This is a genomic window from Waddliaceae bacterium (assembly GCA_018694295.1).
Taxonomy (GTDB): domain Bacteria; phylum Chlamydiota; class Chlamydiia; order Chlamydiales; family JABHNK01; genus JABHNK01.
Genome location: JABHNK010000014.1, coordinates 1 through 18,503, shown reverse-complemented (window position 1 = coordinate 18,503; position 18,503 = coordinate 1). Strand labels below are relative to the sequence as shown.

Genomic DNA, 18,503 nt, shown 5'->3' with positions numbered 1-18,503 from the left:
CTGATCATGAGGATTTTTTTCTGTATCGCCTTTTCCTTTTTCATGGTTTTTTTATACCTCGACAGCCAGAACGATATCATGGAACTACGCCTTTCTATTCCTGTCGTTACAAGGAGCATCAACGAGACGCGCTCTAAAAACAAACGTCTAGAATATGAAATCGAGCGTTTTGAAAGCCCGAAGAACCTTATTGAGATGTCGCGGAAGCCCGAGTTCGGGCATCTTTCATATCCTTATGTCGATGATATCATCGTCGTTACCGAAGAAGAACACCTTATCATGGTCGAAGAATCATGAAGACTCCAACAATACCCTCCTCGATACGCAATAGGATATTTACGATAGCGCTAATCATGTCGGTGATGTTCTCTGCGTTGATAATAAAGTTTTTCACGATACAGATCATCGAAGGCGAGAAGTGGTCGCAGAAAGCCAAGAACCTCCATGAGATCGTCATAAAGGAACCCTTCCGCCGAGGAAGTTTCTACTCCAACACCTCGCTATATCGCCGCCATCCAGAATCTCCACAGCCCCTTGTCATCGACGTCCCTGTCTTCCACCTATATATCGACCCGGCCTCTATCCCAGAACGCTGCCACGATGATATCGCCAAAGAGTTATGGTCTTTTGCTTCGCTGCCGTTGTCGTCACGAGAGCATTTTGACAAGCAGTTTACATATTCCCGAAGCCGCAGTAGAAAGCTCATCGTCGAACTCGACAAAGAATCCCACGATGCCATCGTGACATGGTGGAGAGGCTATTCTCGCGCCAACAAGATCGCCGGCAATGCAATATATTTCATCAACGACTATCAACGATCATATCCTTTCGGGTCTCTTTTAGGTCAGGCACTACATACCATCCGCGACACCAAAGAGGAGGTCACAAAACAAGGACTTCCTACTGGAGGCCTAGAGCTATACTTCAACGAGCAGCTAACAGGGACGCTAGGAAAGCGGCGCATTATCCGCTCGCTAAGGAATCCTATTGCTAAGGGAGAGCTCCTCGTCGCTCCTCATAACGGCGCTGACATATACCTCACCATCAACCACTATATACAAAGCATCGTCGAAGAAGAACTCGCCCATGCCATCACTACCGCCAAAGCCGTAGGGGGCTGGGCTGTGATGATGGAACCCGCTACCGGCGAGATTATGGCCCTTGCACAATACCCTTTCTTCGACCCTATGAACTACCACGAATATTTCAACGACAAGGATCTTGTCGAAGACTCCAAGATACGCGCTGTCACCGATGCCTATGAGCCGGGTTCTAGCATGAAGCCTATAACCGTTGCCATCGCTCTGCAGGCCAACAAAGAACTACAAGCTTCCGGAAAAGAGGCTCTCTTCGACCCCGACGAAAAGCTCGACACTTCCCGAGGAAATTTCCCGGGACGCTCCCGCGACCTCAAAGACGGGCGCGTCCACAAATTCCTCAACATGTACCAAGCCCTACAAAAGTCTTCGAATATATATGTAGCACGCCTTGCGCAGCGTATCGTCGAAACTATGGGAGACGAATGGTATCGTCAGGCGATAGAAAACTTCGGCTTTGGAAAGAAGACATACATAGAGCTCCCCGCTGAAGCCCAGGGGCTTGTCCCCACCCCTGGCGTGAAATATGCCAGCGGCGCTCTGCAGTGGTCGAAGCCAACGCCATTCTCTCTAGCCATGGGACATAACATCATCATGAACAGCATACAGCATGCTAGAGCATATTGCATCTTCGCCAATGGTGGCTTCCTTGTAACACCGACCATAGTAAAAAAGATCGTAGAACACCATGACGACGGCAGCGAAAACGTCATACTAGAAAATAAAAGCGACGACGTCACAGTGTTTCCGAAAATCCTCGACGAAGACATCATAGAGAAGGTCATCAAGGGGATGAAATATGTCACGAAGATGGGCGGCACGGCACGTCGCGCCGACATCAGCGGATACACCGAAGCGGGAAAATCTGGGACGTCGGAGAAAATAATCGACGGCAAATATTCCGACGAAAGATATATCTCCAACTTCATCGGCTTCGCGCCTTTGAAGAATCCGCGCTTCGTCCTTCTTGTCGTCATCGACGAGCCATCACGAGTATACCTCCCATATATAGGGAAAAACTGGCATGGGGGAACGTGCGCATCGCCAGCGTTCAGGAATATAGCATTCCGCACACTAGAATACCTCGGCGTCTCCCCCGACGACCCACACGGATACCCTGTCGGCGACCCTCGCCGCGACGCCAAAGAAGCCGACTGGCTCGATGAGATCGAAGAACTCCGCGAAACATACAAACAATGGAACGAACAATAATGAAATTAAGAAAACTTCTAAAAGATATCGACGTCGAAGAGATAAAAGGCTCTAAAGAGATAGAGATAACGGGGCTGTGCTCCAACTCGAAATTCGCCGCTCCTGGGAATTTATTTATCGCAAAACGCGGTGGCTCGTACGACGGAAATATATATATCCCTGAAGCCCTAGACGCCGGCGCTAGCGCCATCCTCACCGATATCTACAACCCCTTCTACAAAAATACCGTACAGTTAATACACCCCGATGTCCCTGACGTCGAAGCATCGCTAGCAGCGAACTACTACGGCTCTCCCGACAAAAAACTCCTAATGGTCGGCGTCACAGGCACCAATGGTAAAACAACGTGCTCCTTCATGATAAAACACCTCCTTGATAGCGTCTCGAAGCCGTGTGGGCTTGTAGGGTCTCTGCAATACATCATCGGCAGCTACCACCAGGAGGCCTCTCACACCACTCCCGACGTCATCACCAACTATCGCCTCCTCAACAACATGGTATCCGAAGGGTGCCACGCTGCCGTTATGGAGGTGTCATCGCATGCCCTCGACCAAAACCGTGTACAAGGGATACAGTTCGATGCTGCCATCTTCACAAACCTCTCCCAAGACCACCTCGACTACCACAAGACGATGAAACGCTATGCTTCGAGCAAAGCGCTACTCTTCAAAGGCCTCTCTCCTCGCGACAAAAAGGCCTTGATGCCATACCACAAGACCGCCATCGTAAATATTGACGACCCTTGGAATCAATATATCATAAAAAGCTGCAAGGCACCGATAATAACTTATGCTATCGACAACGACGCCGATGTCAGTGCCTCTTCCATAATATACGGAAGGGAAAGCACCACCTTCGACGTATCATATGGTGGAAGCACGCTGCCTTTCACGACGAGCTTCCCAGGGAAATATAACGTTTACAACATCCTCGCCGTCGTCGCCTTCGGTGTAACACACGGAATCCCCTTCGAAACCATCCCTCCGTTGGTTTCTTCCATCCCAGCAATCGCCGGGCGCATGCAAGAAGTCCAGAACCCCCTAGGCATAAAAGTATATGTCGACTCTGCCAGCACCGAAGACGCCCTGCATAACGTCTCATCTTTCCTAAAAAGCACCGCAAAAAATCGTCTTATCATCGTCTTCGGATGTGGAGGCAATAGAGACAAAAGCAAAAGACCTAAGATGGCACAGGCTTGCGAACAACATGCTGACATATGCGTCGTCACCACCGACAACCCCCGCGATGAAAACCCCGAAACAATATGCCGCTCTATAACCCGTGCATTCTCCTCTGGCACAAACTATGTCGTCGAAGTCGACAGACGCGAAGCGATACACTACGCCATAAAAATCGCAGAACCTGGTGACACCGTACTAATAGCAGGGAAAGGCCACGAGAAAAAACAATACTTCGCACATAAAACTATACCTTTCGACGATGTCGCCATCGCCGAAGAGCTTTGTAACGATATATCACAAAAAAAGGTCACCGTATGATACGCGCAGTAATACTCTTCGCCATATCACTTATCGCCATAACGTCGTGCTCTTCACGGCAGACGTCTTCAACATTAGACACCGAAAACCTTATAACATCGGCGACGACAACTCCTATCATAAAAAAAGCCTCTACTATCATCGCCATCGACGCCGGACACGGCGGCAAAGACCCAGGAGCGCTTTCTTATGACAAGCGTCACCTAGAAAAGCATATGACCCTCGCCACTGTTATGATGGTAAAAAACTACCTAGAAGATATGGGGTATGATGTAATCCTCACAAGAAACGCCAACACAACACTGCCCCTATATAAACGCGCCGCCATCGCCAACAAAATCAACGCAGACCTATTCGTCAGCATACACTACAACTCGTCGCTCAACCGTAAAGCCAACGGCATAGAAATTTTTTACTACAAGACATCAACGACATCGAAGCAATATGCCCAACATGTTCTAGATGCCCTTATTCAACATACAAAAGCACCATCACGAGGGATAAAACCTGCATACTTCACCGTCCTAGAAGAAACAACAATGCCAGCAATCCTCGTCGAAGGGGGCTTCATGTCAAACCCCGCAGAGATGCATATCCTAAAAAAACCACAATACCTCAACGTCATTGCCTACAGCATAGCAGAAGGGATTCATTGGTCATTGAGCATTGAGCATTGAGCATTGAGCATTGAGCATTGCTCCGAATATATTCTTATCAATGATAAATGAAAAAGGCAGCCGACGGCTGCCTTTTTTGTTGCCCTCGGCGCGATTCGAACGCACGACCTATCGCTTAGGAGGCGACCGCTCTATCCTACTGAGCTACGGGGGCATGGATATAACAAACATCGTACACCATCATATGTGTTATCCTCAAGAAAAACTTCTTTTTGTTATAATCGCCGTCTGCTATAATCTCTGCTTATTATATTAACAAGGAGTACATTATACCATGACTACAGTAAAAAACGGCGACACAGTAAAAGTTCACTATACCGGCACCCTAGAAGACGGCACCGTCTTCGACACCTCTAGAGACCTAGACCCTCTAGAGTTCACCATCGGTTCCGATCAAGTCATCCTTGGCTTCAACGATGCCGTCATCGGCAAGAAAGTCGGCGATGCCAACATCATCACCATCCCTTCCGAAGAAGCATATGGTCCATACCGCGATGATATGGTTATCGAAGTACCAAAAACGAACTTCCCTGAAGACATAACTCCTGTAATAGGACAAAATATCCAGCTTCAAGATGAAGACGGAAACATCGCCGTAGCCGCTATCGAAGGGCTAACCGATGAGACCGTAACACTCAACGCCAACCACCCTCTCGCCGGCAAAGACCTTACCTTCGACATAGAGCTTATGGAGATAATAGCGTAGTAATGCCTTCTTTAGCAGAAAAACAACAGCGCATCAAAGAGCTTTTCTCTGGATGCTCGTCTAAAGAAGAGATCTACGAAAAAATTATAGCACTAGGGGCAGAACTTGCCCCTATTCCTTCAGAATTCAAAACCGCAGAACGTCGCGTTCCAGGATGCCAAAGTAATGCTTTCCTCGATGCACACCTAGACAATGGTGGCGTCGTCTTCGAAGGCACCGCCGACGCCCTAATATCAGCAGGACTGATGTATCTGCTTATAAGCGTATACAGCGGCGAAACACCAGAAACAATCCTCACCGAAGAGCCGCGCTACCTCGAAGAAATCGGGATAACAAAAAGTATCACCATAGGAAGGTCTAATGGCCTCGCCAGCATGATGCTACGCATGAAACAAGAAGCGCTGAAACTTTTACAGTGACCAGTTATCAGTTTTTAGCGTATAGCTTTTATTAGCGGATAGGAATAGCGTATAGCGGATAGTTTCGAAACCACGAACTCCGAACTCAGAACTGCATCGAAGTTGCTTGAGCATTGAGCATTAAAAAACCGCTGTAGAGCAATCTACAGCGGCTCATCCTCTGGTGTGCCTGGTGATGATTGTGCTAATTAGAAATTAAAGCCTGCACGGACATTTTCGCCATTGCTGGAGTTTATAAGAATATATGGCTCAGAAATTGCCAAGAAACCAAAATCATTGACACCGATGATCACAGCATCGCCAACAATCCAGTCACCCATACGATAACTGTCGAAAGCAGAGATGTTCCATATGGTACCGTCGCTTAGAACTATCGTATTATCATATGAATCTATATCAACAATAGTAAGGGTGAACTCTCCATAAATAAGAGGCCCTACATCAAAATTAGCTCTGACTTCTTGTCCTGTAGTGACATTACACAACCTATAATCATATATAGAGAAAAAATCTCTGTGAGGAGCGATGTAGACAATATCGCTGGCAAGCCAATTAAGGGCCATATATGCATCCATATAACAAACACTCCACCCAGAGCCATCTTCAAAGTCAATATAATCGCCGCTAGCAGAAACTGAAAGAGGCCAATGTTGAGAAGCTTGGTAACCGCGAGGATATGATAAAACCCTCTTCTCAACAACTCTAGGAACAGAATTTTCGTCGTCACTGTTCATCTCTTCTTGCTGAGCACGCTTCTCTTTGTTAGCAATAGATTCGTTATAATTTAATCTGCGCTCGGAAGCGTTGACTCGCTCTTCTTTATTGTTATTATTACTATCTTCTGCCGTCAAAGAGGCCATCGTTAAACTTAAAACAGCAAAGCTGTAAAACACTTTTTTCATCATAATATTTTCTCCTTTATTTTCACTGGTATTATCGATACGTCGTTAACTATTAAAACTATATAGAAATTTTTTGAGCGGTTCTTTGTCTTATTCTCTGACTTTTCTTTCTGAAAGTTATATCATAAAAAAAACATTATCGCACCACGAAAAGAAATATGTCTTGCAAAACCCCTAGAAATAGTATATAATAAATTTTAGGATGAAATTTAAACTAGGGGAACACTGTTATGAGAAAAGAGAACAATGTCATAAGAAAGGTTATATATTCTTTTATAGTATTCGTAGGTATTTTTTCATTTTTTCTTGTCGGATCGTTACGTTCCGGTGTTGAGGGGTTATATTCACTAAGCGACGAGACGGCGCTTCCAGGGATTATTGACGAAGAAAACACCGTCTTCCATCACTATCCTGTCGCTATATCTATTAATGGCACTGTCGTCGCTCTTGAAGACGGCACACAGTGGATCATCAATAAAGATGACAACGCCTTTGAGACGGTATCGTCGTGGAATCCTTCAGACATTGTTATCATCACCCTTGACGACACATCACCATACTATAATCTTAAAAACATCACCAACGACACCAGCGTCCCAGCGACGTTTTTCCCTGTAGTTTCGATGCACAACATTTCGACGCGTGTCATCACGGAGATCTCCGACATGGACTCTGACACAAGAATCGTTTTAAATGACGGTCTTGTATGGGTTGTCGAAGAAGAGCTTAGCGAAACATGGTCTGTCGGCGATGTCGTGACGATAGCTCGCGCCGAGGAATCAATATGGCATTCCATCACAGGGACATATTTCGAGATGATAAACATCGACCGCAATGACCACTTTTCCTGCGAACAAGAAAATTAGCGGATAGGAATAGCGTTTAGAGAATAGTAAAATCACTGATAACTGATGTTACGCGCTATCGATTTTTTTACCACAGAGCCACAGAGCACACAGAGAGCGCCCACTGCGCAGAGCGCGCAGCAGACGCACAGCTGTCGCCATTGTCGTTGATTGTACTTCCTTTCTTTGTTTTTCCTAGAGCAAATGTAAAGATGCAACCTTATTTTTACGACAACGGCGAGAGGGGGCACTGCCGTGTCCGGGTTTATTCATTGTTAAACCCATGGTTGCGACCTATATTTCCTTTAGCGCCATAGAGTTGGACAAGATGGCTCATTGAACGACAAGCGAATAGTTGTAACTATTCGCGAAGAGTAAAATGAGTCAGGTTGCCTGACACTATGGATGCTATAGGAAACAGGTCATTTTTTCCTTTCTAAAAAGCTCCGGCAAGGACATAAACATATGAAGATAGATATCTTAAGCCGTTACTATCTCTTATTGTTTTTATTTGCCCATTTGCTATCATTTGGCTTCACCATATATCTTTTTGCAGCAGCACATCTGCTTTGATTCTATCCTCGCGAATGTTTTAACATTCGCTCGTCTTTCATCTTCGCACCTGTACCACTGCAAAAACCCTATGGCAAAGTATAGGTCGCAATCATGGGTTAAATGAAAAAGGGGGTCTGGGGGAATCCCCAGCCATATTCTTTTTCCTCTCTGTGTTCTCTGTGGCTCTGTGGCTCTGTGGCTCTGTGATGAAAAATCCTATTCCGAACTCATTAAGCATTGATCAATTATCAATGATCTTAGCGATGAGGTCGTAGTCGGCGGCGTCGGTAATTTCTGCGGTGTAGAACTCCCCTATAGTATCTACGAGGGTATAATCATTAACGATGACGGTACCATCGATGTCGGGACATTGCCCTTGTGTCCGCGCCGAAAGTAGAAGCTCTGTCTCTGGGTGGTATCCATCGACAATAACGCGTATCTTCTTTCCTATCATAGCGCGATTTTTTCCGTATGATATCTTCTGCTGTGCTGCCATAAGGACGTTGTAGCGCTTTTCTTTTACGTCGTCGTGGACCTGTCCTGGAAGTGTTTCTGCGGTGCTACCCTTTTCAGGAGAATATATGAATACGCCGATGTTGTCGAGCTTATATTTTTTGACGAAGTCGAGGAGTTCCTGAAACTGTTCGTCATTTTCTCCGGGGAATCCTACCATAAGACTCGTCCTTATAACGATATCAGGGAGCGTTTTTCTAAGCTTTGTTATTATATCTATGATATCTTCTTTCGTCGTAGCACGCCTCATCGTACTAAGTATCGTGTTGTTGATATGCTGTATAGGCATATCGAGGTATGGGCATATCCTGTCGTCTTCTTTTATTATGTCGATGACTTCGTCGGTTATCTCGTCGGGATACAGATACAGAAGGCGTATCCAGTAGTCTCCAGGGACGGCACAAAGCTCTTTAAGCAGCCCTGCAAGCGTCTCTCCGGTATCTTTACCAAAATCTCCGAGGTCTTGCGCTATAAGTATTATTTCTTTGACGCCGTCTTCGACAAAACCCTTGAACTCTTTGACGACTTGTTGTGTCGTCTTACTTTTCAATGGCCCTTTGATGTCGGGGATGATACAGAAGCTACATCTTTTTCGGCACCCTTCGGCGATCTTGAGATATGCATAGTGTGGCGGCGTCGATATCGTCCGTGGGGTGTCACCTTGTTGTATGAAACTCTTCGCAGAAGAAACCGTCTCTCCGACATTTTTGTCTTCGAGGGCTTCGAGGATTGTTGCGGTGTCGCCGGAGCCTACGAGATAATGGACGTCAGGGCATTCTTCTCTGATGGTATCCCCATGGTTCTGTACCATACACCCCGTAACGACGACCTTCGCCGTAGCCTTCTTTTCGTCGCACATCTCCTGTATCGTAGATATTGCCTCCTGACGAGCCTCTTCGAGGAAACCACACGTGTTTACAACGATATAGTCGGCGCCGTCGATAGTAGTGGCGATGTCATAGCCTTCGGCCATAACGATGCCAAGCATAACCTCTGTATCTACGAGGTTTCTCGGGCATCCTAGGCTAACAAAATATATAGAACCTTTTTTTTCTGTCATAATAATAAACTCTTTATTGATAATTGATAATTGATCATTGATAATTGATTAATGGTTTCCGCATTGTATTAATGCCGATGCTGCGACGATACGCATCGACTGGAATGGTGTGTCGAGAGCTTCTACAAGGAAAGGCACCGACTGTTTATCGCCCAAAGATCCTAGAGCTTCTAGTATAATAATCTTTAGCTCTCTATCAGCATCATGATATGCTTCGTGAAGGACTGATATTACCGAAGGGTCTTTGCCCCACAACGCCATTACTAGCGCCGCCTGTGCGCGTATCGCTTCGTCATCGTCGTTGAGAGCAAGGCGTACGGCATCGATAGCTTCGTCATTGCCTTCTTCTAGCAGCGTTAACGCTGCGAACCCCGTTATCCCCCAGAAATGTTCTTTAAGGTATCTCTGGACGATGGTTTGTGCTTTATCGCCGTCGAACATCGCGATGCTTTTTAGGACATCGAGGCGTGTCATCTGGTTGACGACTTCTGGGTAGTTAGGGATACGTTCGTCATAGGCGACATCGCTAGGCATCAAGGTCTTGAAGATCCCATATCCTTCCCACATAATTTTATCATACTCTTCATCAAGAAGGACGTATAGTGCTTCGCAAGCGACATCGACATGCTCACGCTGGCCTATCAAGGCATAAGCGCTATTGGCACGGACGTATATATCTTCGCTGTTAACAGCGACGTCATAGGCAAGAGCAACGCCGTATTTTCCTGTCGTCGCCAACACTGCTGCAGCGAAACGCCTGACATCGCTGTTTTCATGAGAAAGCCATCGCGGGAAAAGTTCTTCTGCAGTAGCTATACCATTACGTACAAGAGCCCATGCTGCTGTGATGGCAACATGATAGTCGTTATCGTCGAGTCTTTCTTCGATACGTTGTTCTATATCTTCATAATCCGAGCACCCTACAACATACAGCGCCGCAGCGCGTACTTCTGCGTTATTATCGTCGAGGAGGTCGTAGACGTCATCTTTAACGGCGTCGCCGAGGCCTAGAGAAAAAGCAGCACGGCATGCTATCGTCCTCAAGATGGCACGGTCGCTTTGTGCCAGAGAGCGTATCTCTTCGACGGCATTGTCTTCGACAAGGACTCCAAGGGCTTCTATCGACTGTATCTTGATTTCCGCCATAGTACGCTCATCGTCGAGCAAAGACTCGAGTTTTTCTGTGATCTCAGCGACATGCATCTCCCCTAAAGATTCTATTACAGCAAGACGTACATACCAGTCGCGTTCGTTGTCAAGAAGCGATAGAAGCTCTTCTTTGAGAGCACTATCGCGAAGGTAAGGCGCCAGCTTGACAGCAACACCACGGAGAAACGAGTTCGCTCCACGCATATTCTTTATTAGGATATTTACAGCGCGTATGTCGTTGGAAGAAACAGCACCAACCATAGACGACAGCCGCGCCACCACAGAAGATGCATTGGAACCATTGCGTACTATCCCCCACGCCATATCTTCTAGGACGGCGTCGCGTAACACGCCTTCAGGGAATATCGTAGAATAATCCTTCCATGCAGCGACGATCTCTTTGTCAGAAGCCTCTAAGGCAAGAGCGCCGACAAAAGCAGCATAGGTGTCTTCGTCGTCAGGGAACCTCTTAACACCCTCGCGGGCTTCACGTATCGCAGCAGGAACGTCGCCGATGACGATATGCGCCCGGACCTTCTCAATATCTTCTTGGGCATCGCTACCGCATAGCGTCGATACCACAACAAATGAAGCAAGGAAAAACCTATGCCATCGGGCCAAGAGGACGCCCTCCTATTAGATGAAAATGAAGATGATAGACCGCCTGCCCAGCATGATTACCGACGTTTGTAAGAAGACGATACCCTTCGGCAACGCCATACTCCTCGGCGAGGGACTTCGCCACCATAACCATCTCGCCAACAAGAGCAGTATCGCCATCATTAAGGCCCTTAAGGCTCTCAATGCCTCTCCTCTTGGGGATAATTAGGATATGCACAGGAGCAACAGGGTTTATATCGTTAAAAGCAAGGATGCGTTCGTTCTCAAAAACCTTGTCGCAAGGGATTTCGCCGTCAAGGATCTTACTAAATATCGTCGTCATAAGCACTCCTTGTTAAGGACATAGTCTAGAGCGGCAAGCGCTGCCTCTTTAGTCTTGAAGATAGCAATGAACTTTCCCTTATGGCAGAACACCGCTCCCGGTATCCCCGACACCTCACGAAGCTCGTCGCCTAAAAGCCCTGCCCACGACTCAGGAAATGGCACTCTAACTTCCATATCATTATACGACGGCGGTATACCGCGAAGCTTCCACTTGCCATCACAAGGCATTACAACAAAAAGAGCAGGATGCTCCTTGCCGCCGAGCTCGAAAAAAGGCTCCTGCCACGGCACTGCAGCGTCGAATATAAGAAAACGTTCCGATAATGCCATCTGCTCAGCAACGACGCTATGACACGACTTCGCATACTCGTAGCCCTCACGAAGACGCTCGATGACCCCATAAACAAAATCAAGAGCTTCATAAAATTTCGCGTCTTTGGTCTCTGAGGAAGCTCCTCCATCAATAGTATTATACCCCGAAACAACATGCGATAATGTCATAGTACCATCTTCCTGGGTGATGATGCCATTGTCATGAGCATCGACACCACGAACAAAAGCATCGTTGAAAAGATCATACTCTTCAGGGGTAAGCAAACCCTCGTCTTTAAGATATAACAATATCATGCCAGCACTGCTCATAGCACCACGATAACTCGCCTGATGATGGTCGAAATTCTTGCTGGCAGGGTCATACTCACCGCCAACATCACAACGATACTCACAACGAGAAAGCTCGGAATAGCTCCTCGTGCGAACAATCTTGTCACGATCAATACAACCGCACATAATAAGAAAGGCACAAGCCGTAACTTCATCGGCATGAAACTTTCCATCATGAATGCCAACACTACGTAAAACAATATCCTTCATAATACAACTCCTTAACGTCATTAACTCTATATTGTGGCTTTTTGAACCATTATTCCTCAAGGATATTCATAACTGACGTTACGCGGTGACAACAGGTCACAATTTACAATTCACTGTTTAATAAAGCTCTGAATATCTAGCCTCATTTTCTACCACGGAGCTCCTCAGGGCGGCCTGCCGCCCCTGCAATAAAAAATAACAAACCCCAATTTTTTCACCACAGAGACACAGAGCACACAGAGAGCGCCCACTGCGCAGAGCGCGCGCAGCGGACGCACAGCTGTCGCCATTGTCGAGGATTGTACTTCTTTTTTTTGTTTTTACTATAGCAAACGTAAAGATACAGCCTTACTATTACGACAACGTCGAGAGGGGGCACTGCCGTGTCCGGGTTTATTCATTGCTCAATGTTCAATGATCAATGTTCAATGAAAACGGGGGTCTGGGGATTTTATAGCGTATAGTTATAGCGTTTAGCGGATAGAATAACTGATCACTGATCACTGGTCACTGATCACTGAAAAAGCCTCTGTGGTGAAAAATCCTATTCCGAAATTCCTTCATAATAACGGCTGTCGCGTAAGGTCAGTGCGTAATATCAGTTCATAACCCCCTAATTTTCAAGATAACGAACATATATGAACATTATTTTCACCAAATTCACGACAACAACAAGCAAGAATATAAAGAAGCATGGAAACGTGGTGATAATCATCGCAACATAGTGATATATAAGACATTACGGGGATTTTACGACGTGGCAGCACAGGATAAATAATAGATAACATGCTCGTATGTACAACAAAATCAGTGTCGATAACGCCTACATACCAACAGATTTCCCACAGGAAATCGCCTGTTTTCATCGAAAACACACCATAACAAGCAACACAAATGGTGTACAATGGCTGTGGAAAGAGCCTTTTTAACCGTTTTTTCAAGGGTTTTCATATAACATGTTCATACTGTTAGTCAACAATATCAACAAAAATTTGCTTCCGCTATATACATATTTAACGCCAAACAATATCTCACGCTCTTTGTGCTATAACATGATAAATATCAACCTATTACAAGTCATAGCGGCGACTGAAAACACATCGCTAACACGCTCCGTTATAATAATATTTCTCCTCTTTTTTCTAACATATCTACACATTACCAACACCTTACCCACACTAAACTCCCCCCTGAAGCGAAGTCTCCCAACAAAACAGGGGGACAAAAGGCGCAGCCCTGTTTTTTTCGATATCGGCGTCACCATTTTTTCCTTTTAAAAATGTCTTGCGATGGGGTATTTTTATCCATTATGCAAAGAGGCATCTACAATTACATATAAGGAGATCGAGCATGTCCAGCTATCTTTATTCCGACCATTATGATCTCGTCACTCCTGACGGTGCCATAACTTCTTACAATATTTTAGACGACGTTTCTTCTGTTGCAGAGGTTTTAATTACGAACATCTCCCCTGCTTTCATTGGTCTTGATCTTGACAACGAGCATCTTCACTTTAATTTAAAGAGCACGTTGGCGCAGCTTGGCATTAACAGTGTCGACACTTCTATTATATTAGACAAGAAGGCGCGTTCTGCTGTTGTTTCTGTGAAGCTCATCGCCCTCAATGACATCGGCAAGAAGATGCTTAGCTTGTTAAGCATCGGAGCTTCTATCGGCAGGCTTTTTGCTGCTGACGATCGCCGTCGTGTTCGTGATCCCGACTATCTTCTTCGTATGTTCGGTCGTTCTGACAGGAAGGGTCGTCCGCTATTATCTCTTGGCGGCATGGACGGCAGCGAGGAGATGTCTCTTGAGAAGGTCGACGGCTATACCGTCGCATATCTTAGCTTGAAGCCTGGAAGGCTCGTCTACAGCGACGACGTTCATGGTCTTCTTCCTTGCCTTGAGAAGGCTCTTCATACCCCTCTTTCGGTACGTTCGTTTTTACAGCTACAGCAACAACGTGAAGACGGCCTTTCCCGCACCGTTTCTTCTGGAGAGGCTCTTCTTGTCAAGACTGAGCCTTTACATATCCGCACCGTCTTCGGACGTGTTGTCAACTCTCTTCTTGCTCCTGGATACAAACACACCACTGCTTCGATATTACAGCCCGACACCAAGGCATCTGGCGACGTATATGAGCTATACGGCGAAAGCTCTCATGAGATAACAGACATCCCCATTGAGTTTTATACTTTAGAGCCTCATCGCGAGCATGTTTTCTTTTCCGACAGAGACCAACTACAAACGTTTATCGAAGACCCAGAAGTCATCTTCAAAGCTTTCGATACGGCGCCGAAGCCCGACAACCTCCTTGCTTCTGTCTTCGTCGTCAAAGGGAAGCAGCTCCTTGACCTTACCGAAGACGACTGGATAACCAGCGAAGGAGCACATTTTGAATTCCCCGGCATCGCCCAAAGCCATCGTCAGGCTCTTATGATCGATAAATATGTCGAAACACTGCCGTCGTCACACTTCTTGCGAGCTATCTGCAACGGACTTATAACAAGCCAAGGGATACTTCTTTCGCGGCATTTTCCTTCGCCGCTGATGAAACGTATGCTTCTGAGCCCAGAAGTCCAGCGTTGCCTAAAAGGCCTGTATTTTCGGTATCCTTCACGTTCTCATGGAGAATACTTCTCCCATGAAGATCGTGCCTTCCTTATAGACCTTGCGAATTTCGCCATCCCAGTCTATTGGGTTGACGAGAGGTCTGGGAAGATCTTGCAATACCTCAAGAAAGATAATAAAGACTCTGGGATGTTTGTTCCTATAGAAGAGGAGTCGAAATTCTTGCGCTCTACGGTTTTCGGTATATACGGCTCGAACCTCCTATCAGGAACCTTCGAAGAAGAGCTTCGTACCCTGCTAAAAGGCGTCCTTGATATGCGCGCCGACGTCAACCACCCCCTACTCGCCGAAGGTACACCCCTCGCCCTCGTCACCGGCGGCGGCCCCGGCGCTATGGAGATAGGAAACCATGTCGCCAAAGACCTCGATATCCTTTCTTGTGCTAATATCGTAGACTTCAGGGTCGATGAAAATACCGTCGTCAACGAACAGCATCAAAACCCTTATGTCGACGCCAAGATGACATACCGCATAGACAAAGTCGTCGAAAGACAGGCGGAATTCAACCTCGACCTGCCAATCTTCCTCATGGGAGGAATAGGGACAGACTTCGAGTTCACATTAGAAGCGGTAAACCGTAAAGTCGGAAGTAATGACGCCTCGCCGATATTACTCTTCGGCACTCCAGAATACTGGGAGAAAAAGATAACATCACGCTTCCAATGCAACCTCGATTCCGGCACTATCGCCGGATCAGAATGGACGAGCAACTGCTTCTACTGCATACAAACCGCCGAACAAGGCCTCGAAATATACCGGCAATTCTTCGAAGGCACACTGCCTATAGGGAAAGATGGACCAACATACAACGATGGCTTCGTCATCGTTGAACAATAGCTCGAAATTTCAGAATAGGATTTTTTACCACGGAGCCTTCAGGTAGCGGATAGCGTAGAAGAGCAGGACCAGGAGCAGGATTTTACCACGGAGCCACGGAGAACCACAGAGCTACACAGAGAGCGCCACTGCGCAGAGCGCGCAGCAGACGCACAGCTATCGTCATTGTCGTTAACTGCACTTCTTTTCTTTGTTTTTCCTATAGCGCGCGTAAAGATACAACCTCACTCTTACGACAACGTCGAGAGGGGGCACTGCCGTGTCCGGGCTTATTCAATGTTCAATGTTCAATGTTCAATGAAAAAGGGGGTCTGGGGGAAATCCCCCAGCCATGTTCTTTTCCCTCTCTGTGTTCTCTGTGTTCTCTGTGGTGAAAAATCCTATTTCTACTCCGAATTCCGAACTAATTAATTAGTAACCAAATGAGAATTTCAGGGTGAAGTACTGCGTCTTGTCACGCATAAACTGCCCTTCTTGGGAATAGCCATCGTGGTATTCCGCCATGACACGTAGTCTCTTGCCGGTACTGTCGGTCTTGTCTGTCTCAACACCAACACAGTAGTTGATATCAGGGCTAAAGCGTACGTCTTCTTTGTTCTTGATATACAACGCAAAGAAAGGCTTGTGGACGAGCTTACGCTTGGCGTCGGTGTATTCGCAGAAATACGCCTCTCCACCATATTCTATGAAAAGCGGCTGTATGGTAAATTCTTTGTTGCTATTAAGAATATACCCCAGCCCAGCAAAGAAACGAAGGTCGTCAGAGACTTTATATGACGCCATGACGTCAAAGGTCTCATTGCTGACGTTAAGCCTCTGAGTGTCGGTGATGCTTTCATTAATGACGTATTCGTCGCCAAGATGAGTAGACACATGAGAAAGCCTTGCGCGGAATGACCACATATCGAAAGCATAAGTGGCAACGACCCCTATGGAAAAATCAGTGTTTATCAAAGGTAAAGATCTTCTGTTGGTGTCAAAGACAGACCATATCCCCGGCTCGAGGTCGATCTGCAACGCCCCTGCAAACTCCCCTATCGATACTTCATTAAAACGATATAAAGGGATAGGCTCGCCAAACGATACCGCTGCAACATAATGGCTAATAACACTGTCGCTGACACGATACCCCGCAGAATACGATACTATACGTGGGTCGGCAATAGGTGGCTTGAAAAGCTCTGAACCACTAGGTAGCCACTCTCCACGTTGCGACGCCTCCGCCTTAACGTCGTCAGCACCAAAAATACTCCCACCAACACATACCATCACAGCACAAAATAGTAACACTACAATATTCTTCTTCATCAGCATAACACCTTGTTATTATCTATTAATCTAAGGCTCTCCTTATAGCTAACAAAAGCTTTTATTAGCAAAAGATTTCTTCACTTTCATTTTGGAAAGGGACCCTGCCCTCTCCAAACCTCTCCCGCCAAAGGAAACGAAGTTTCCTCTGGACACCTGTTTGCCGTGTCGCCACACTCTCATCATCCGTCGCTTCGTTACTAAGAATTGCACCAGCTAAAAAAGCGCCTAACCCGCTAAAGCGGGCTCATTTTCGGCTTACGCCAAAAATACCTGCGCTTTATGACTGGTGCAATTCGCAAGCGAGTCCCGCCATCGGCGATTTTTGCTAATCCGCAAAAATCCTCTCCTCGACGGGACAAAAGATTTTCGTTACTATCTACAGGACTGTAGCAAAGCCTTGATTGCTACCAAATCACGGGCTAGAACGATGACAATGAAAAGGAACTAAAACATAACATCCAAAAATACGAAATCTATTTGCGTTTTTTGTCAGCTTCTTATATCATTACCTCAACATTATACAGAAACCTCTAAAGAGGCCCTCGAAAAAATGTTCCCACTACGGGGCAATAGCTCAGTTGGTTAGAGCAACGGACTCATAACCCGTTGGTCCCTGGTTCAAGTCCAGGTTGCCCCATTCAATAAAAAAGAGCTGCTTAGCAGCTCTTTTTTTTTAACTGTGAATGGTGATTGGTGAACCTCAAATGTCCGAATGTCAGGCCTGACCCCATTACAAGGTTTTAGAAAGGGATAATATTGGTTCTGGGGTTCTTGTTGTAAGATTAATTTCAGAAAAACTCGACGTAGATTTAAAGGACGCGATGGGTCAAGGATATATTCAAGTCAAAGGATGGGAAGGCTCTCTTGAAGAATTCCAAAAAACTATCATAGAACTACTGATGGGTGTCAGGCCTGCGTAACTGCATTCCCAAGCTTCAAATCTTTACACCATTTTCCCCAGTGCCTTGATATTAATATAGTTATAGTCGCAACGCAATATTCCCTCGTTTTTATATATTTCTTTTTTAGGCATGGTTCAAAGTGGGGTAACAGATGATAGAGTTTGCGAAGGTGAAGCGTCCTAAAAAGTTCGGAGTAGGACATTCTACCACAGAGAACACAGAGGACACGGAGAAAGAAAACAATCTGGCTGGGGGATTTTCCCCCAGACCCCCAATCTCCCAAAAGACAAAAAATCCTCGGGGTTCTAGGGGTGAAACCCCTAGCCCAGCCGCTTTTCTCTCTGTGCCCTCTGTGTTCTCTGTGGTAGAA

At 46.2% G+C, this 18,503-nt stretch carries 14 protein-coding genes and 2 tRNA genes; 9 read left to right on the top strand and 7 right to left on the bottom strand.

The window, feature by feature from the left end; translation table 11 throughout:
• Window positions 1–6 precede the first annotated feature (6 nt).
• The 4 genes from HN980_01630 to HN980_01615 are packed head-to-tail and all read left to right on the top strand — an operon-like array spanning window position 7 to window position 4,485.
• On the top strand, window positions 7–297 hold the full coding sequence (locus HN980_01630; GenBank protein ID MBT6928185.1) for a hypothetical protein: 291 nt from the start codon (window positions 7–9) through the stop codon (window positions 295–297).
• On the top strand, window positions 294–2,309 hold the full coding sequence (locus tag HN980_01625) for a penicillin-binding protein 2 (protein ID MBT6928184.1): 2,016 nt from the start codon (window positions 294–296) through the stop codon (window positions 2,307–2,309). Before HN980_01630 ends, HN980_01625 begins: the two co-directional genes overlap by 4 nt.
• The gene (locus tag HN980_01620) at window positions 2,309–3,808 is read left to right on the top strand and encodes a UDP-N-acetylmuramoyl-L-alanyl-D-glutamate--2,6-diaminopimelate ligase (protein ID MBT6928183.1); all 1,500 of its coding nucleotides are present in this window, start codon (window positions 2,309–2,311) and stop codon (window positions 3,806–3,808) included. The genes HN980_01625 and HN980_01620 overlap by 1 nt, the downstream gene beginning before the upstream one ends.
• Window positions 3,805–4,485: an N-acetylmuramoyl-L-alanine amidase gene (locus HN980_01615; protein ID MBT6928182.1), complete on the top strand. Its 681-nt coding sequence runs from the start codon at window positions 3,805–3,807 to the stop codon at window positions 4,483–4,485. The genes HN980_01620 and HN980_01615 overlap by 4 nt, the downstream gene beginning before the upstream one ends.
• An 80-nt stretch (window positions 4,486–4,565) precedes the next feature.
• On the opposite strand, the gene HN980_01610 is transcribed toward HN980_01615, so the two are convergent.
• Window positions 4,566–4,639: transfer RNA gene (locus HN980_01610), tRNA-Arg, on the bottom strand.
• A gap of 120 nt (window positions 4,640–4,759) precedes the next feature.
• Here HN980_01610 and HN980_01605 point away from each other — a divergent pair.
• Entirely contained in the window at window positions 4,760–5,191 is a 432-nt protein-coding gene (locus HN980_01605) for a peptidylprolyl isomerase (GenBank protein ID MBT6928181.1), read from the top strand.
• A 2-nt stretch (window positions 5,192–5,193) separates the two neighbouring features.
• Window positions 5,194–5,610: a SufE family protein gene (locus HN980_01600; protein MBT6928180.1), complete on the top strand. Its 417-nt coding sequence runs from the start codon at window positions 5,194–5,196 to the stop codon at window positions 5,608–5,610.
• A gap of 188 nt (window positions 5,611–5,798) precedes the next feature.
• Here the strand turns inward: HN980_01600 and HN980_01595 are convergent, their stop codons facing one another.
• Window positions 5,799–6,515: a carbohydrate porin gene (locus tag HN980_01595; protein MBT6928179.1), complete on the bottom strand. Its 717-nt coding sequence runs from the start codon at window positions 6,513–6,515 to the stop codon at window positions 5,799–5,801.
• 227 nt (window positions 6,516–6,742) lie between these two features.
• On the opposite strand from HN980_01595, the gene HN980_01590 reads away from it, so the two are divergent.
• The gene (locus HN980_01590) at window positions 6,743–7,378 is read left to right on the top strand and encodes a hypothetical protein (GenBank protein MBT6928178.1); all 636 of its coding nucleotides are present in this window, start codon (window positions 6,743–6,745) and stop codon (window positions 7,376–7,378) included.
• Window positions 7,379–8,153: 775 nt separating this feature from the next.
• Here HN980_01590 and rimO read toward each other — a convergent pair.
• The 4 genes from rimO to HN980_01570 are packed head-to-tail and all read right to left on the bottom strand — an operon-like array spanning window position 8,154 to window position 12,452.
• A complete protein-coding gene (rimO, locus tag HN980_01585; protein MBT6928177.1) occupies window positions 8,154–9,485 on the bottom strand; it encodes a 30S ribosomal protein S12 methylthiotransferase RimO in 1,332 nt (443 codons plus the stop codon).
• A gap of 48 nt (window positions 9,486–9,533) precedes the next feature.
• Entirely contained in the window at window positions 9,534–11,255 is a 1,722-nt protein-coding gene (locus HN980_01580) for a HEAT repeat domain-containing protein (GenBank protein ID MBT6928176.1), read from the bottom strand.
• Window positions 11,239–11,577, bottom strand: coding sequence for a histidine triad nucleotide-binding protein (locus HN980_01575; protein ID MBT6928175.1), 339 nt, complete (start codon window positions 11,575–11,577; stop codon window positions 11,239–11,241). Before HN980_01575 ends, HN980_01580 begins: the two co-directional genes overlap by 17 nt.
• Window positions 11,574–12,452, bottom strand: a complete 879-nt coding sequence (locus tag HN980_01570; GenBank protein MBT6928174.1) for an MYG1 family protein — start codon at window positions 12,450–12,452, stop codon at window positions 11,574–11,576. The genes HN980_01575 and HN980_01570 overlap by 4 nt, the downstream gene beginning before the upstream one ends.
• 1,350 nt (window positions 12,453–13,802) lie before the next feature.
• Here HN980_01570 and HN980_01565 point away from each other — a divergent pair.
• A complete protein-coding gene (locus HN980_01565) occupies window positions 13,803–15,920 on the top strand; it encodes a hypothetical protein (GenBank protein MBT6928173.1) in 2,118 nt (705 codons plus the stop codon).
• A gap of 411 nt (window positions 15,921–16,331) precedes the next feature.
• On the opposite strand, the gene HN980_01560 is transcribed toward HN980_01565, so the two are convergent.
• Window positions 16,332–17,228 carry a DUF1207 domain-containing protein gene (locus tag HN980_01560; GenBank protein MBT6928172.1) on the bottom strand — a complete coding sequence of 299 codons (897 nt, stop codon included), beginning with the start codon at window positions 17,226–17,228 and terminating at the stop codon, window positions 16,332–16,334.
• A 566-nt stretch (window positions 17,229–17,794) separates the two neighbouring features.
• On the opposite strand from HN980_01560, the gene HN980_01555 reads away from it, so the two are divergent.
• Window positions 17,795–17,868, top strand: a tRNA-Ile gene (locus HN980_01555).
• Window positions 17,869–18,503: the final 635 nt, after the last annotated feature.

Bases quoted from the DNA above. Each gene is read 5' to 3' on its own strand.
- HN980_01615 (MBT6928182.1), top strand. From the start codon at position 3,805: ATGATACGCGCAGTAATACTCTTCGCCATATCACTTATCGCCATAACG.
- HN980_01600 (MBT6928180.1), top strand. From the start codon at position 5,194: ATGCCTTCTTTAGCAGAAAAACAACAGCGCATCAAAGAGCTTTTCTCT.
- HN980_01590 (MBT6928178.1), top strand. From the start codon at position 6,743: ATGAGAAAAGAGAACAATGTCATAAGAAAGGTTATATATTCTTTTATA.
- HN980_01625 (MBT6928184.1), top strand. From the start codon at position 294: ATGAAGACTCCAACAATACCCTCCTCGATACGCAATAGGATATTTACG.
- HN980_01575 (MBT6928175.1), bottom strand. From the start codon at position 11,577: ATGACGACGATATTTAGTAAGATCCTTGACGGCGAAATCCCTTGCGAC.
- HN980_01620 (MBT6928183.1), top strand. From the start codon at position 2,309: ATGAAATTAAGAAAACTTCTAAAAGATATCGACGTCGAAGAGATAAAA.
- HN980_01605 (MBT6928181.1), top strand. From the start codon at position 4,760: ATGACTACAGTAAAAAACGGCGACACAGTAAAAGTTCACTATACCGGC.
- HN980_01565 (MBT6928173.1), top strand. From the start codon at position 13,803: ATGTCCAGCTATCTTTATTCCGACCATTATGATCTCGTCACTCCTGAC.
- HN980_01560 (MBT6928172.1), bottom strand. From the start codon at position 17,228: ATGAAGAAGAATATTGTAGTGTTACTATTTTGTGCTGTGATGGTATGT.
- HN980_01630 (MBT6928185.1), top strand. From the start codon at position 7: ATGAGGATTTTTTTCTGTATCGCCTTTTCCTTTTTCATGGTTTTTTTA.
- rimO (MBT6928177.1), bottom strand. From the start codon at position 9,485: ATGACAGAAAAAAAAGGTTCTATATATTTTGTTAGCCTAGGATGCCCG.
- HN980_01570 (MBT6928174.1), bottom strand. From the start codon at position 12,452: ATGAAGGATATTGTTTTACGTAGTGTTGGCATTCATGATGGAAAGTTT.
- HN980_01595 (MBT6928179.1), bottom strand. From the start codon at position 6,515: ATGATGAAAAAAGTGTTTTACAGCTTTGCTGTTTTAAGTTTAACGATG.